The 14,016-nt window shown below is 71.0% G+C and carries 13 protein-coding genes; 9 read left to right on the top strand and 4 right to left on the bottom strand.

The annotated features are described in order from the left end of the window. Positions 1–68 precede the first annotated feature (68 nt). Together pseI and VGL85_RS09755 are read right to left on the bottom strand one after the other, a co-directional pair. Positions 69–1,124: a pseudaminic acid synthase gene (gene pseI, locus VGL85_RS09750; protein WP_331588544.1), complete on the bottom strand. Its 1,056-nt coding sequence runs from the start codon at positions 1,122–1,124 to the stop codon at positions 69–71. 52 nt (positions 1,125–1,176) lie between these two features. After that, positions 1,177–1,371, bottom strand: coding sequence for a hypothetical protein (locus tag VGL85_RS09755; RefSeq protein WP_331588546.1), 195 nt, complete (start codon positions 1,369–1,371; stop codon positions 1,177–1,179). Between the two features lie 33 nt (positions 1,372–1,404). On the opposite strand from VGL85_RS09755, the gene trxB reads away from it, so the two are divergent. The 3 genes from trxB (at position 1,405) to VGL85_RS09770 (ending at position 3,291) form a co-directional block, all read left to right on the top strand. Beyond that, positions 1,405–2,436, top strand: coding sequence for a thioredoxin-disulfide reductase (gene trxB, locus VGL85_RS09760; RefSeq protein ID WP_331588548.1), 1,032 nt, complete (start codon positions 1,405–1,407; stop codon positions 2,434–2,436). A gap of 165 nt (positions 2,437–2,601) precedes the next feature. Beyond that, on the top strand, positions 2,602–2,772 hold the full coding sequence (locus VGL85_RS09765) for a hypothetical protein (protein WP_331588550.1): 171 nt from the start codon (positions 2,602–2,604) through the stop codon (positions 2,770–2,772). A 33-nt stretch (positions 2,773–2,805) separates the two neighbouring features. Then, complete coding sequence (locus VGL85_RS09770) at positions 2,806–3,291, top strand: N-acetyltransferase (RefSeq protein ID WP_331588552.1); 486 nt, start codon at positions 2,806–2,808, stop codon at positions 3,289–3,291. Between the two features lie 24 nt (positions 3,292–3,315). Here the strand turns inward: VGL85_RS09770 and VGL85_RS09775 are convergent, their stop codons facing one another. Continuing rightward, positions 3,316–4,518: a cell wall hydrolase gene (locus tag VGL85_RS09775; protein WP_331588554.1), complete on the bottom strand. Its 1,203-nt coding sequence runs from the start codon at positions 4,516–4,518 to the stop codon at positions 3,316–3,318. A 193-nt stretch (positions 4,519–4,711) separates the two neighbouring features. On the opposite strand from VGL85_RS09775, the gene VGL85_RS09780 reads away from it, so the two are divergent. The 6 genes from VGL85_RS09780 (at position 4,712) to VGL85_RS09805 (ending at position 12,481) form a co-directional block, all read left to right on the top strand. Beyond that, complete coding sequence (locus VGL85_RS09780) at positions 4,712–6,694, top strand: ATP-binding protein (protein ID WP_331588556.1); 1,983 nt, start codon at positions 4,712–4,714, stop codon at positions 6,692–6,694. A 153-nt stretch (positions 6,695–6,847) separates the two neighbouring features. Next, entirely contained in the window at positions 6,848–7,963 is a 1,116-nt protein-coding gene (nadA, locus tag VGL85_RS09785) for a quinolinate synthase NadA (RefSeq protein WP_331588558.1), read from the top strand. Next, complete coding sequence (locus VGL85_RS09790; protein WP_331588560.1) at positions 7,963–8,436, top strand: hypothetical protein; 474 nt, start codon at positions 7,963–7,965, stop codon at positions 8,434–8,436. Before nadA ends, VGL85_RS09790 begins: the two co-directional genes overlap by 1 nt. Continuing rightward, positions 8,433–9,962, top strand: a complete 1,530-nt coding sequence (locus tag VGL85_RS09795; protein ID WP_331588665.1) for an L-aspartate oxidase — start codon at positions 8,433–8,435, stop codon at positions 9,960–9,962. The genes VGL85_RS09790 and VGL85_RS09795 overlap by 4 nt, the downstream gene beginning before the upstream one ends. Positions 9,963–9,986: 24 nt before the next feature. Next, on the top strand, positions 9,987–10,832 hold the full coding sequence (gene nadC, locus VGL85_RS09800; protein ID WP_331588562.1) for a carboxylating nicotinate-nucleotide diphosphorylase: 846 nt from the start codon (positions 9,987–9,989) through the stop codon (positions 10,830–10,832). Positions 10,833–11,023: 191 nt separating this feature from the next. Next, entirely contained in the window at positions 11,024–12,481 is a 1,458-nt protein-coding gene (locus VGL85_RS09805) for a coniferyl aldehyde dehydrogenase (RefSeq protein WP_331588564.1), read from the top strand. Here the strand turns inward: VGL85_RS09805 and VGL85_RS09810 are convergent. Next, entirely contained in the window at positions 12,471–13,925 is a 1,455-nt protein-coding gene (locus VGL85_RS09810) for an ATP-binding protein (RefSeq protein WP_331588566.1), read from the bottom strand. The two genes, VGL85_RS09805 and VGL85_RS09810, sit on opposite strands and share 11 nt — an antisense overlap. Positions 13,926–14,016 lie beyond the last annotated feature (91 nt).

The following is a 14,016-nucleotide window of genomic DNA, read 5'->3' on the forward strand; positions in this document are numbered from 1 at the left end:
CGGTAAGAGGCCGTAAGTTCGGCTAATCTGCGGTTAACTTTGCCGCAGTCAGCCCTGCGGCGTGACGCCTACCCCAGCATGTCCCAGGCCAGCGGCTCGCCGCGCTTCAGGTCGCGGGCGGCAAGGCGGCCGAGCACCGCCTCGTAGTGGGCCGGCGCAAGGCCCAGGCCCGGGCGCACCGAGCGGACGTTGGCCCGAGTGATCGGCTGGCCGGCCGCAACGTCGGCGCAGACGTAGAGCGATCGGCGGAACTGCAGGTTGCCGCGCTCCGAGCCCAGGACGTCGTAGTGGGCGGCGCCGAGCGCGGTCCAGGCGTCCTTGCACTCGGCGACCAGATGGGCGAACTCCGCCGGCTCCAGGCTGAAGGCCGAATCCGGCCCGCCGTCGGCGCGCGCCAGGGTGAAGTGCTTTTCGATTACGCTGGCGCCGAGCGCGATCGCCGCCACCGAGGCCGCGGTCCCGTGGGTGTGATCCGACAGGCCGATCGGGCTCGCAAACCGCCCGGCCATGTCGGCCACGGTGCGCACATTGGCGTCGGCGAGGTCGGCCGGATAGCTGGACACGCAATGCAGCAGCGCCACGCCGGCCGCGCCGGCCTCCAGCGCCGCGGCGCGCGCCGCCTCGATTTCGGCCAGGTTGGCCATGCCGGTGGAGATGATCAGCGGCTTGCCCCTGGCCGCGGCGTAGCGGATCAGCGGCAGGTCGACGGCCTCGAAGGAGGCGATCTTGTAGGCCGGCGCGCCCAGGCCATCCAACAGGTCGACGGCGGTCTCGTCGAAGGGGCTGGAGAACAGGGTCACGCCGCGCTTCGCCGCCCGCTCGAACAGGGCCGCGTGCCATTCGTAGGGGGTCTGGGCCTCCTGGTAGAGTTCGTGGAGGCTGCGCCCGTCCCACAGGCCGCCCTGGATTTTGAACTCCGGCCGGTCGACGTCCAGGGTGATGGTGTCGGCGGTGTAGGTCTGGATCTTGATGGCGTCGCAGCCGGTGTCGGCGGCCGCGTCGATCAGGGTCAGCGCCCGCTCCAGGCTGCCGTTGTGGTTCCCCGACAGCTCACAGATCACATAGGGCGGATGGCCCGCGCCGATCCGACGGCCGGCGATCTCAATCTCTGGAGAGGCGTTCATCGCCGGCGAGGTTAGACCGACCGATTGAAGGCGTCGTTAACCTTGCCTCGCCCTACAGCTTTGACGGCGGGGGCAGCTCCTCGGCCACCTTGTGCGCGCCCAGCAGGACCCCCAGGGCGATGCCCGTGCCCAGGCCCACCATGGCCACGGCGGAAAACAGGCGCAGGCCCAGGCCAAGGGCGACGCCGGCGCCCAGAGCAGCGCCCGTCAGGCCGACCACGCCGGCGGTCTTCAATTCGGCTTGCATGAAGGCCTCCAGAATCGCACCTACATAAGCGTCATGGCTGACGATCGTTCCGAACAAGCTTCGCCCGGCGCCGAACGGCGTGTCCGCTGCCTCATCGTGGGCTCCGGCCCCGCGGGCTATACCGCCGCCGTCTACGCCGCCCGCGCGTTGCTGAAACCCGTGCTGATCAAGGGCATCCAGCCCGGCGGCCAGCTCACCATCACCACCGACGTGGAGAACTACCCGGGCTTCGCAGACGTGATCCAGGGCCCCTGGCTGATGGACCAGATGCAGGCCCAGGCCGAGCACGTGGGGACCGAGGTCGTCAGCGACATCGTGCTCAGCGCCGACCTGTCGCAGCGGCCGTTCCGGCTGACGACGGATCTGGGCCAGGTGTGGCTGGCCGAGACCCTGATCATCGCCACCGGCGCCCAGGCCAAGTGGCTGGGCCTGCCCTCCGAAGCGCCGTTCCAGGGCTTCGGCGTTTCCGCCTGCGCCACCTGCGACGGCCCGTTCTATCGCGGCAAGGAGGTCGTGGTGGTCGGCGGCGGCAACACCGCGGTGGAGGAGGCCCTGTTCCTCACCAACTTCGCCTCGAAGGTCACCGTCGTGCACCGCCGCGACGAGTTCCGGGCCGAGCGCATCCTGCAGGAGCGGCTGTTCGCCCACCCGAAGATCGAGGTGGTGTGGAATTCAGCCATCGACGAGGTGCTGGGCGCCCGCGATCCGGTGAGCGTCACCGGCGTGCGGCTGAAGGACGTCGAGAGCGGGGCGGCGCGCGAGATCGCCTGCGACGGGGTGTTCATCGCCATCGGCCACGCCCCGGCCTCGGAGCTGTTCAAGGGCCAGCTGGAGATGGACGCGTCCGGCTACCTGAAGGTGAAGGCCGGCACGGCGTCCACGGCGGTCGAGGGCGTCTATGCGGCCGGCGACGTCACCGACGACGTCTATCGCCAGGCGGTGACCGCGGCCGGCATGGGTTGCATGGCGGCGCTGGAGGCCGTGCGCTTCCTGGCCGAGGAGGACCATAGGAAGGCCCACCATCCGATCAGCCACCACGAGGCCGAGAAGATCGGCGTCTGGTGACCGCGTCGCGATAGCCAAGCTTCGTCAACGGCTTAGTTCAAAATCCCGCCCGAATCCGAGTCGATGAAACCGAGTCGCACTCTCAATTGTTAAAGAGGGTCGCGAAAGTACCGGCGCATGCGTGACAGTGAACGCTACGAGTCTCAGGCCAGGGAGGTCCTGAGGATGGCCGCGCGCGCGAAGAGCGCCGCGGAGAAGGCGGTCTATGCGACCATCGCCGACGGCTGGAAGAAGCTGGCCACCGAGGCCGCCCGCAACGAGGCCCGCGCCGATCAGCGCCCGAGCGAGCCCCGGAGTTTCGGGCCGAGAGCGAGGAACCGGGGCGGCGACGACTAGGAGGCTCGTCGCAAGCGCCCTAGGTTGGCGGCCATGATCCGCCACGCGAACGCCTCCGACCATGCCGCCATCTTCGCCGTGGTCGCCGAGGCCTTCGGGCGGCCCGACGAGGCGCGGCTGGTGGAGCAGCTTCGCGCCGACGGCGATGTGGTGTTCGAACTGGTCGCCGCCGAGGATAGCGCGGTCGAGGGCCACATCCTGATCAGCCGCCTGTGGGCGGACAGCCCAGCGCTCTATGGCGCGCTGGCGCCGTTGGCGGTGACGCCGGCCCTGCAGCGGCGTGGGTTGGGCGCGGCCCTGGTGCGCTCGGCCCTCGAGCAGGCGCCGGAATTCGGCTGCCGCGGCGTGCTGGTGCTGGGCGAGCCGGAATACTATGGCCGCTTCGGCTTCTCGAACGAGACGGCCAAGGGCGTGCGCTCGCCGTTCTCGCATCTCGCCGCCTTCCAGGCGCTGGCGTTGGAGGAGGGAGCCTTCACCGAGCCCCTGACCGTCGCCTATCCGGACGCCTTTGGCGCATAGCCGGCCTTGCGGCCTTGGCGGCGCCTAGTCCGGCTTGGCGGCGACCTTGTCGGCGGCGTCGCCACCCTTTTCCAGCGCCGCGAGGGAGTCGTTGATCCGCTTGACCTCGTCCGGCGTCGGCTGGCGGCGCGAGGCGACCAGCGTGCCCGGCGTGCGCGGGCGGTCGGCGGTTGTCGGCTGGGCGGGATCGGCGACCGTGTAGGTGCGGACCTCGCCGGCGATGGCCAAGGTGATCTTCCGCTCGCTGGGCGCCGCCGGCTGGCCCGCAGGCCGCACGCCCAGGCGGCCCTGGGTGAGCGGATCGAGGCTGGCCAGCAGTTGCGGCGACAGATTGCCTTCGCGCCCCTCGTAGCGGCCGGTGAAGGCCGGCGGCTCGCCCCAGGGGCCAGTCCAGCGATAGAAGATGTGCTGGCCCACCTGGGTCATCTTCACCAGGGTCGGGGCCCAGTAGGGCACGACGTAGGCGGCGTGATAGTGGGTGGCCGAGCCCACGTCCTTGTCGACGAAGCCGGCCAGCGCCTTCTTCGCCACCTGCTCGGCCTGGCGCCAGAGGGCCGGCTGCGGCGTCCAGCGCAGGGCGCCGTCGCAGGTGAAGGTGAACTGGCAGCCGGTGCTGAGCGCCGAGCCCTGATAGACCACGCCGCAGATCGACTTCGGATAGGCCGGATGGCGCAGCCGGTTCAGCACGACCTGGGCCACCGCCTGCTGGCCGCGCACCGGCTCACGGGCGGCCTCGTAGTAGATCGCCTGGGTCATGCAGTGCAGGGCGCGCGCGCTGTCGTCGGCGGAAGCCTCGAGCACGAAGGGCCGCATGGGCCGGATCGGCAGGCCGGCGAAGGGCCGCAGGTTGTTGAGCGCCACCGCGCCCTCGCCGGTCTTGGTGTCGAAGCCCAGGTCGGGCGGCTGGCCGAGGTCGAAGCGGCCCCAGCCCACCGGGCGGTCCCAGAGGTCCTGGCGGCGCAGCGCCGGGTCGAGACGTCGCGCGATCGCCCGCGTGGCCGGGTCCAGCCGGGCCGCCTCGGCGTTCAGCGCCTGGTCCGTCAGGTTGGCCAGCGACAGCAGCCCGCCGGCCGCCGGGGCCTCTACCGAGGCGTCGGCATGACGCGGCGCGGCCGCGATCAGCCACAGGGCGACCACCGCCGCCGTCAGGGCCAGCGTCGCCCAAACCCCCGCACGGGTCCGTTTGTCGATCGCCTGGAGGATCCTGGCTCCCTTTCCTGCTCGCACCGTCGCCCTAGATACGTCCGGCGGCGTCGTTGGGGCCGCAAACCGGCCAAAAAATGAACAAGCCTCGCCATTTCGCGCGTCCCGCACCGAGCGGGCCAGCGTCATATCGCCGGTTGCGCCTCGCCGCCAGGGCTCCCATTCTGGCGCCAGTTCGGGAGACTCCTGCAGACTTCATGCCGCAGAACGCCCTCGCATGACGCCGTCCGAATGGCCGCTGCAGGTCGTGCCGCGTCGCGCCACGCCGCTCTGGCAAGCGGGGCTGATCACGCTTGTCGCTTTCGCCGGCGCGATCCTGACCCGCGGCCTGCTGCTGGGCTTCGACAACGCCGCGGGGCTCTCGGCGACCTATTTCCCGGCCTTCATCCTGACCACCCTCTATGCCGGCCCGCGCTGGGGCTGGGGCTCGCTCGCCCTGGTCATGGTGATGGGCTACTTCGGCGCCAACTCGGTCGTGGCGACGATTTCGCGCACCGGGGTGATCGTGCAGTTCGGCCTGTCCGGCTTCGCCACGGTCCTGGTGGCCGCCGCGCTCCGCGAAACCTTGCTGCGGCTGGAGGAGGCCAAGGCCGCCGAGGCCAAGGTCCAGGCCGACCTGATCGCCACCGAGCAGCGGTTCCGCATGCTGGCCGACAGCGCCCCGGTGCTGATGTGGGTCTCCAAGGTGGATGGCAGCCGCGAGTTCGTGAACCGCGCCTACCTCGACTTCCTGGGCCTCGACGACGCGGCGGCGCTGAAGTTCGACTGGCGGGCCCTGATCCACCCCGACGACCTCGAGCGGATCGCCCATGAGGAAGCGCAGGCGGTCGCGGCGGGCGGCGACTTCGTCTGGGAGGCGCGCTATCGCGCGGCGAACGGCGACTGGCCCTGGATCCGTTCGGTCTCGCAGCGGCGCTATGGGCCGGACGGCGGGCTCACCGGCTACATCGGCGTCGGCTTCGACGTCACCGATTCCAAGCAGGCCCAGGCCGACCTGACGCGGATCAACGACCTGCTGGCCGAGCGGGTGCAGGCGGCGCTGGCCGAGCGCGACGAGGCCGAGGCGCAGCTGCATCGCGCCCAGAAGCTGGAAGCGGTCGGCCAGCTCACCGGCGGGGTGGCGCACGACTTCAACAACCTGCTGACGGTGATCATCGGGGCGCTGGACCTGATGCAGCGGCATCCGGGCGATGCGGCGCGGCGCGAACGGATGATCGAGGCGGCGCAGGGCGCGGCCCGGCGCGGCGAGCGGCTGACCCAGCAGCTGCTGGCCTTCTCGCGGCGCCAGGCGCTGAAGCCCGAACTGGTGCATGTCGACGAATTGCTGATCGAGAACGAGCCCCTGCTGCGTCGTGCGGTGGGCGAGGCGGTGACCATGACCGTGACGCCGGGCGCCGGGCGGGCGGTGTCGCGGATCGATCCCAGCCAGTTCGAGGCGGCGATCATGAACCTGGTGGTCAACGCCCGCGACGCCACGCCGGGCGGCGGCGGCATCCGGGTGGAGACCCAGGTCCGCACCCTGGCCGCCGGCGAGGCGGAGGACGCGCCGGCCGGCGACTATGTCTGCCTGTCGGTGCACGACACCGGCGCCGGCATGTCGCCGGAAACCGTGGCGCGGGTGTTCGAGCCCTTCTTCACCACCAAGGAGCCCGGCCGCGGCACCGGCCTCGGGCTCAGCCAGGTCTACGGCTTCGCCCGGCAGAGCGGCGGGGCGGCGGTGATCGACAGTTCGCCCGGGCGCGGCACGACCGTGCGGATCCACCTGCCTCTGGAAGCCGCCGAAGCCGAGGCCACGGAGACCGATCCCGAAGCGCAGCTGTCGCCGCGCGGGCCGGCGCGCCGGGTGCTGCTGGTCGAGGACGACCTCAGCGTCGGCGAGATGGTCGAGGCCATGCTGATCGACCTGGGGCACGAGGTGCTGCGCGCCGAGGCCGCCGCTCCGGCCCTCACCATCCTGGAACGGCCCGACAGCATCGACCTGATGGTCACCGACCTGATCATGCCGGGCGGCATGAACGGGGTGGAGCTGGCCCGCGCCGCCGTCGCCCTGCGGCCCGGCCTGCCGGTGATCCTGACCTCCGGCTACACCGGCGAAACCCTGGGCGCGGCGTCGGAGGCGCCCTGGCCGCTGCTGACCAAGCCCTACCCCGCCGAGGCGCTGGCGGCGATCATCGACGAGGTGATGGGCAAGGCGGCCTAGCCCCTGCCAGCGGGGCTGGAAGCGCCGGTAGGAATTCGTGACTTGCGGTTTTCCGACAGGGGTCTATATGTCCCTGTATGGTTTTGCTCTAACTGAGCATAACTAACGCTGGGGAAGAGAGAACCTCTCCTGGCGTCTTTTTCGGACCGAGAAATGCTCATTTTGAGCATAAGGAGGCTCGGCATGGCGGCGGACGGTTTCCATCTTCCCTTCACCCCAGAGGTCGAGCGCGCGACCGCGCCGGTCTGGGACAAGGTCCAGGGCCATGTGACGCCGATGGAATGGCGCGCCCAGGCGCCGCTGATCGCGGCGATCAACCGGCTGAAGGCCGACAAGGACGCGGTCATCCTGGCGCACAACTACATGACGCCGGAGATTTTCCACGGGGTCGGCGACTTCGTGGGCGACAGCCTGGCGCTGGCCAAGGAGGCGGCGAAGTCCAAGGCCCGCGTGATCGTCCAGGCGGGCGTCCACTTCATGGCCGAGACCTCGAAGGTGCTGTCGCCGGACAAGACGGTGCTGATCCCCGACCTGCGGGCTGGCTGCTCGCTGGCGGCCTCGATCACCGGCGCCGACGTGCGGCTGATCAAGCAGCGCTATCCCGGCGTGCCGGTGGTGACCTACGTCAACACCACCGCCGAGGTTAAGGCCGAGACCGACATCTGCTGTACATCGGCCAACGCCGTGCAGGTGGTCGAGGAAGCCGCCCGCCTGTTCGGCGCCGACCGGGTGATCCTGATCCCCGACGAGTTCCTGGCCCGCAATGTCGCCCGCCAGACCGCCATCAGGATCATCGCCTGGCAGGGCCGCTGCGAGGTCCACGAGCGCTTCACCGCCGAGGATATCCTGGAGATCAAGGCCGCCTATCCGGGCGCCGAGGTGCTGGCCCATCCGGAATGCCCGGCCGAGGTGATCGAGGTCTCGGACTTCACCGGCTCGACCGCAGCGATGAACGACTATGTCCTGACGCGCAAACCCAAGCGGGTGGTGCTGATCACCGAATGCTCCATGGCCGATAATGTCGCGGCCGACGCGCGCGAGACCGAGTTCGTGCGGCCCTGCAACCTCTGCCCGCACATGAAGCGGATCACGCTCGAGAACATCTACGAGGCCCTGCTGTACGGGATGCATGAGGTGACGGTGGACCCGGCGATCGCCGAGCGCGCGCGGCTGGCGGTGCAGCGGATGATCGACCTGCCGCCGCCCGCCAAGCCTGCCCGCTACGACCTGGTGAAGGCGCGCCACCACGTGGATGTGGAGCTGATCTGATGGGCCGCATCGCCTCCGTCGCCATCGAGACCGTCGCCGCCGAGCCCATGGCCGCGGTCGAGGTGAAGAGCGAGTTCGCCGGCCTGCCCGAGGCGATCCGCCAGGGGCTGGACGCGGTGTTCGACGTCCTGGCCGACGGCGACTACGGCGCGCCGGGCGCCGCCACCGTCTACTACGGCCCGATGCCGAACACGACGGTGATGGACCTGCGGATCGGGGTGCGGCTGTCCGCACCGTTCCCCGGGCCGGTAAGCGAGGTCGCCGCCGTCGAGACCCCGGCCGGCGACGTCGCGCACGCGGTCTACTTCGGTCCCTACGACCAGATGCTCCAGGGCCACCAGGCCGCCAAGGCCGCGGCGCAGGCGGCGGGCCGCCAGATCACCGGCGCGAGCTGGGAGGTCTATGGCGACTGGACCGACAATCCGGATGAGCTGCGCACCGACCTCTTCTGGCTCTTGAAGGGGAAGGCCTGATGGCCAGCCGCATCCGCCATGACGGCGTATTGATCGTGGGCGCGGGCCTGGCGGGGCTCTCGGCCGCGCTGGCCTGCGCGCCCTGCAAGGCCCTGGTGCTGACCGAGGCGCCGCTCAGCCACGGCTGCTCTTCGGCCTGGGCGCAGGGCGGCATGGCCGCGGCGCTGTCGGCAGGCGACACCGCCGAGCAGCACGCCGCCGACACCATCGCGGCCGGCGCGGGCCTGGTCGATCCGGCCATGGCGCGGCTGCTGACCACCGAAGGCCCGGACGCGGTGCGCGCGCTGGCCGCCCTCGGCGCCCCCTTCGACCGGACGGCCGACGGCGCCTTCGCCCAAAGCCTGGAGGCGGCCCATTCGCGGCCGCGCGTGGCCCGGGTGAAGGGCGACCAGGCGGGCGCGGCGATCATGGGCGCGGTGGCCGCCCATGTGTTGGCCCAGCGGCATGTGACGGTGCGTGACGGCCACCGCCTGCGCGGCCTGCTGCAGGACGCCGAGGGCCGGGTGCGCGGCGTGGTCGCCGAACATGCGGGCGAGCTCGTCGAGATCACCGCCCGCGCCGTGATCCTCGCCACCGGCGGCATCGGCGGCCTTTACGCCGAGACCACCACGCCCGCCGAGCTGAAGGGCGAGGGTCTGGCGCTGGCGGCCCTGGCCGGGGCGGTGATCGCCGATCCGGAGTTCGTGCAGTTCCATCCCACGGCCATCGACATCGGCCGCGATCCCGCGCCGCTGGCCACCGAGGCCCTGCGCGGCGAGGGCGCGGTGCTGGTCGACGCCTCCGGCGAGCGGTTCATGGCGCGCTATTCGAACCACGCCGAGCTCGCCCCGCGCGATGTGGTGGCCCGCGCCATCCACGCCGAGCGCACGGCCGGCCGCGGCGCCTTCCTCGACGCCCGCGAGGCGGTGGGCGAGGCCTTCCCGCACGAGTTCCCGGCCGTCTTCGCCGCCTGCCTTTCCGGCGGGATCGACCCGCGCGTCCAGCCGATCCCGGTAGCCCCGGCCTGCCACTACCACATGGGCGGGATCGCCACCGACGCCGAGGGACGCACCACCCTGCCCGGCCTGTTCGCCGCCGGGGAATGCGCCGCGACCGGCGTGCATGGGGCCAACCGCCTGGCGTCCAACTCCCTGCTGGAAGCCGCCGTCTTCGGCGCCCGGGCCGGCCGCGCCGCGGCCGCCGAGGCCTGGCCCGCGCCGGCCAGGCTGGTGCGGCTGGTCACGCCCGCCCTGCCCGACATCGACCTCGCCGAACTGCGCCGCGCCATGAGCCGCGAGGCGGGCGTGGTGCGCGACGCCCAGGGCCTGGGCCGCCTGCTCGACCTGATCGACGCCCTGGAGGCCACCCACGGTCGCGCCGCGCCCCTGGTCGCCGCCCGCCTGGTCGCCGCCGCCGCCGCCGCGCGCCGCGAGAGCCGGGGCGGCCATTTCCGCCGCGATTTCCCGCTGACTGACGCCGATCCGCGGCGGACCTTCGTCCGTTGGGCCGACCTGCTCCCCGCGAGCTGGAAGCTGGCCGCCGAGTGACCCCCGAGTGATCAAAAAAAGCCGATGATCGAGCCGCTCCCTGATCTCCTGATCGCGCCGGTGGTCCGCGCCGCGCTGGCCGAAGACCTCGGCCGCGCCGGCGACGTCACCGCCCAGGCCTGCGTGCCGGCCGAGGCGCGGCTGTCCGCCATCTTCCGCACCCGCAAGGACGGCGTGGTCGCGGGCCTCGCCTGCGCGCGGCTGGCGATCGCCGAGATGGACCCGGCGGCGGACTTCCGCGCCACCGCTGAAGACGGCCAGGCGGTCGCCGCCGGCGCCACGCTGGCGGTGGTCGAGGCCAACGCGCGGGCCCTGCTCTCGGCCGAGCGGACGGCGCTGAACTTGCTGGGCCGGCTCTGCGGCATCGCCACCCTCACGGCGGAATATGTCAAAGCTGTCCAAGGGACCGCCGCCCTGATCGTCGACACGCGCAAGACCACGCCCGGCCTGCGCGCGCTGGAGAAGTACGCGGTGCGCTGTGGCGGCGGGGTGAACCACCGCTTCGGCCTGGATGACGCCATCCTGATCAAGGACAACCACATCGCCGCCTGCGGCTCGGTGGGCGAGGCGGTGCGCCGCGCCAAGGCCGCGGCCGGTCACCTGATGAAGGTCGAGGTGGAGATCGACGGCCTGGGGCAGCTGGAAGAGGCCCTGAAGTATGGGCCCGACGTGGTGATGCTGGACAACTTCACCCTGGAAGACCTGGCCGAGGCCGTGAAGCGCACCGCCGGGCGCGCGACCCTGGAGGCCTCCGGCGGCGTGAACCTCTCCACCGTCCGCGCCATCGCCGAGACCGGCGTGGACGTGATCAGCGTGGGCGCGCTGACCCACTCGGTCGGCGTCCTGGACATCGGCCTGGACGCGGCGTGAGCCCCACCTGAGCCGTCATGGCCGGGCTTGTCCCGGCCACCCATGAACACAGTCGGTGAAGGTAGATCATCGACGACCGCGCATGGGGATGCCTGGCACAGGGCCGGGGATGACGGCTGAATTTGGGAACTGCGCTTGCTCCCCGCCGAACGGCGGTCCACCGTATTATCAACGATAAGGGAGGACCGGCGATGAACGTGGCGCCGAAGTTCGAGAGCGGCTCTCAGACGGCCCGCATGGCCGAAGTGCTGCGTCGCCAGAAGGCCGCGCACATCCGCGACGGGGCCCCCAGCGCCGAGGCGCGGATCGCCCGCATCGACAAGGCGGTCGGCCTGCTGATCAAGCACAATGAGGCCATCGTGCGGGCGCTGACGCAGGACTTCGGAACCCGCGCGCCGGCGGTCAGCGGCATCACCGACGTGAACGGCTCCATCGGGCCGCTGAAGCACGCCAAGGCCCATCTGCGCGCCTGGATGAAGCCGGAGAAGCGCAAGCCGACGCCGGCGTTCCTGGGCCTGTTCGGCGCCAAGGCGGAGATCCGCTATCAGCCGAAGGGCACGGTGGGGATCATCAGCCCCTGGAACTTCCCGGTGAACCTAACCTTCGCGCCCCTGGCCGGGGTGCTGGCGGCTGGCAACCGGGCGATGATCAAGCCCTCGGAGTTCACGCCCGCCACCTCCGAGCTGATGGCCCAGATGTTCGCCGAGGCCTTCGACGAAGAGGAGATCGCGGTCTTCCCCGGTGGGCCCGAGGTGGGCCAGGCCTTCTCGGAGCTGCCCTTCGACCACCTGATCTTCACCGGGGCGACGTCCATCGCCCGCCACGTGATGAAGGCCGCGGCCCAGAACCTGGTGCCCGTGACCCTGGAGCTCGGCGGCAAGAGCCCGGTGATCCTCGGCAAGTCGGCCGACTATGCCACCTCGGCGGCGCGGATCATGGCCGGCAAGACCCTGAACGCAGGGCAAATCTGCCTGGCGCCGGACTACGTCATGGCGCCCGCCGACCAGGTGCAGACCTTCGTCAAGGAAGCCACCGCCGCGGTGGGCTCCATGTTCCCGACCATCAAGGATAACCCCGACTACACCTCGGTGATCGCCGAGCGGCACTACGAGCGGATCAAGGGCTATGTGGACGACGCCCGCGCCAAGGGCGCCGAGGTGGTGGAGATCAACCCGGCCGGCGAGGACTTCAGCCAGCAGGAGCACCGCAAGATCCCGCCGACCCTGATCCTCAACCCCACCGACGAGATGAAGGTGATGCAGGAGGAGATCTTCGGCCCCGTCCTGCCGGTGATGACCTATCGCAACGTCGACGAGGCGATCGCCTATGTGAACGCCCACGAGCGGCCGCTCGGGCTCTACTACTTCGGCGCCGACGCCGACGAGGAGGCCAAGGTGCTGGGCCACACCACCTCCGGCGGGGTGACGGTCAACGACGTGATCTTCCACGTGGCCCAGGAAGACCTGCCGTTCGGCGGTGTCGGCCCCTCAGGCATGGGCAGCTATCACGGCGTCGACGGCTTCCGCGAGTTCAGCCACCGAAAGGCGATCTACCGGCAGCTGAAGAACGACCTCGGCCCCATGAAGGCGCTGCGCCCGCCCTATGGCGAGGGCGTGAAGAAGATGCTGGCCAGCCAGATCAAGCCCTAGGCGGCGCGCTCGTCGCGGGGCGGACCCAGGCCGGCCCAGCGACGGCGCGAGCCGGATGCGCCGTCTGGGAGACAGGCGCGGGGGCGGGACCCGCCGCCGCCAGATCGACCTCGAAAGTGAAGCGCGAACCGACGTCCGGCCGCGAATGGCCGTCCAGGCGCCCGCCCAGATCGGCAGCGATCTTGGAGGCCACGGCAAGGCCCACGCCCGCTCCGCCGAAGCGCCGCGTGGAGCTGTCGTCCGACTGGGTGAAGGTCGCGAACAGACTCTCCTTCTGGGCCTCGTCGAAGCCGACTCCCGTATCCGAAACCTCGAACCGGTAGGCGTCGCCGGCAAGCCGGATCACCCCGAGACGGACCTCGCCACGATCGGTGAACTTCACCGCGTTCGACAGCAGGCAGGTCAGCACCCGCTCCAGGCGGGCCGCGTCGCCGCGCACCCGCACCTCGGCCTCGGGCGGCACGTCCACGGAAAACCGCAGCCCCTTAGTCTGGGCCGCCGCGGCATAGTCCTCGGCGACAACCCGCATTTCGTCGCCCAGGTGGAAGGCCCAATCCGTCGTCCGCTTGCCTTCGATGGCGTTCCCCCGCGACAGAGTGAGCAGGTTGCCGATCAGCCCCTCGAGGTCGGCGGCGGCGTTGCGGATGACCCCCAGCATGTCGTGTTGTTTGGGGTTGAGGGATGTCATATCCAACGCGGCCGCCATGCCCAGCACGCCGTTCAGAGGGGTCAGCATCTCGTGGCTCATGTTGGCGAGGAAGATCGTCTTGGCGCGCTCAGAGGCGGTGGCGCGTTCCAGGGCCTTGGCCATACGGTCGGAGGCGTCGCGGGCCGCGGCCTGCTGGGCCACCAGGCGCTTGTAGGAGCTCCACCCCAGTCCGCCGGCGAGCAACACCGCCACGGATGACCCCAGCAGCAGCGTCAGGCGGCCGTTGCTGAAGGCCTCGCCCCAGACGTGGTCGCGGGATTCGAGCAGGTCCAGCTCGTGCTTGCGAAGATAGGCGAAGTCACTGCGCAGGGCCTCGAGCCGCGCCTGACCCAGCGGGGCGTCCGCGGCGGGCCGCCGGCCCGCGCGCAGGGCCGCCATCTGCGGCGCGGCGACCTCGCGGTTCCAGGCGGCCTCCTGGCGGATAGCGTCCTCCACCCGCGCGCGCATCGCGGGCCCATCGTCGGCGGCGAGCTGGCGCAGGCGCGGGATGCCGGCCAGGAACCGGGCCTGAGCTTCGGAAAAGGCCGCGACCGCCGGAGGACCGCCGCCCAGACGCCCGGCCTGCAGGCTGGCCTGCTGATCATCGGCGGCCTCGACCACCACGGCGTATTGGAAGACCTCCGCCCGCGCCTCGTCGTCGTCCTGATCGGTGGACTGCAGGTGGTTGATGGTGGCCCCGACGATCGTCGCCTGCGCGAGCACGACCGCGACCAGCGTCCCGAGACCGATGGCCAATTCCCGGAATGTCCGTCGGCTTGTCGCCCGCATCACGCCTCCAGCACGGCTCATGCCGCCTCGGGACCCGGTCGAGCCCCGGACCTATTGT

The sequence above is a fragment of the Phenylobacterium sp. genome (genome assembly GCF_036501465.1).
Taxonomy (GTDB): Bacteria; Pseudomonadota; Alphaproteobacteria; order Caulobacterales; family Caulobacteraceae; genus Phenylobacterium.

Excerpts from the sequence above, each read along its gene's own strand:
- pseI (WP_331588544.1), bottom strand. The coding sequence starts at position 1,124 with ATGAACGCCTCTCCAGAGATTGAGATCGCCGGCCGTCGGATCGGCGCG.
- VGL85_RS09755 (WP_331588546.1), bottom strand. The coding sequence starts at position 1,371 with ATGCAAGCCGAATTGAAGACCGCCGGCGTGGTCGGCCTGACGGGCGCT.
- trxB (WP_331588548.1), top strand. The coding sequence starts at position 1,405 with ATGGCTGACGATCGTTCCGAACAAGCTTCGCCCGGCGCCGAACGGCGT.
- VGL85_RS09765 (WP_331588550.1), top strand. The coding sequence starts at position 2,602 with ATGGCCGCGCGCGCGAAGAGCGCCGCGGAGAAGGCGGTCTATGCGACC.
- VGL85_RS09770 (WP_331588552.1), top strand. The coding sequence starts at position 2,806 with ATGATCCGCCACGCGAACGCCTCCGACCATGCCGCCATCTTCGCCGTG.
- VGL85_RS09780 (WP_331588556.1), top strand. The coding sequence starts at position 4,712 with ATGACGCCGTCCGAATGGCCGCTGCAGGTCGTGCCGCGTCGCGCCACG.
- nadA (WP_331588558.1), top strand. The coding sequence starts at position 6,848 with ATGCTCATTTTGAGCATAAGGAGGCTCGGCATGGCGGCGGACGGTTTC.
- VGL85_RS09790 (WP_331588560.1), top strand. The coding sequence starts at position 7,963 with ATGGGCCGCATCGCCTCCGTCGCCATCGAGACCGTCGCCGCCGAGCCC.
- nadC (WP_331588562.1), top strand. The coding sequence starts at position 9,987 with ATGATCGAGCCGCTCCCTGATCTCCTGATCGCGCCGGTGGTCCGCGCC.
- VGL85_RS09805 (WP_331588564.1), top strand. The coding sequence starts at position 11,024 with ATGAACGTGGCGCCGAAGTTCGAGAGCGGCTCTCAGACGGCCCGCATG.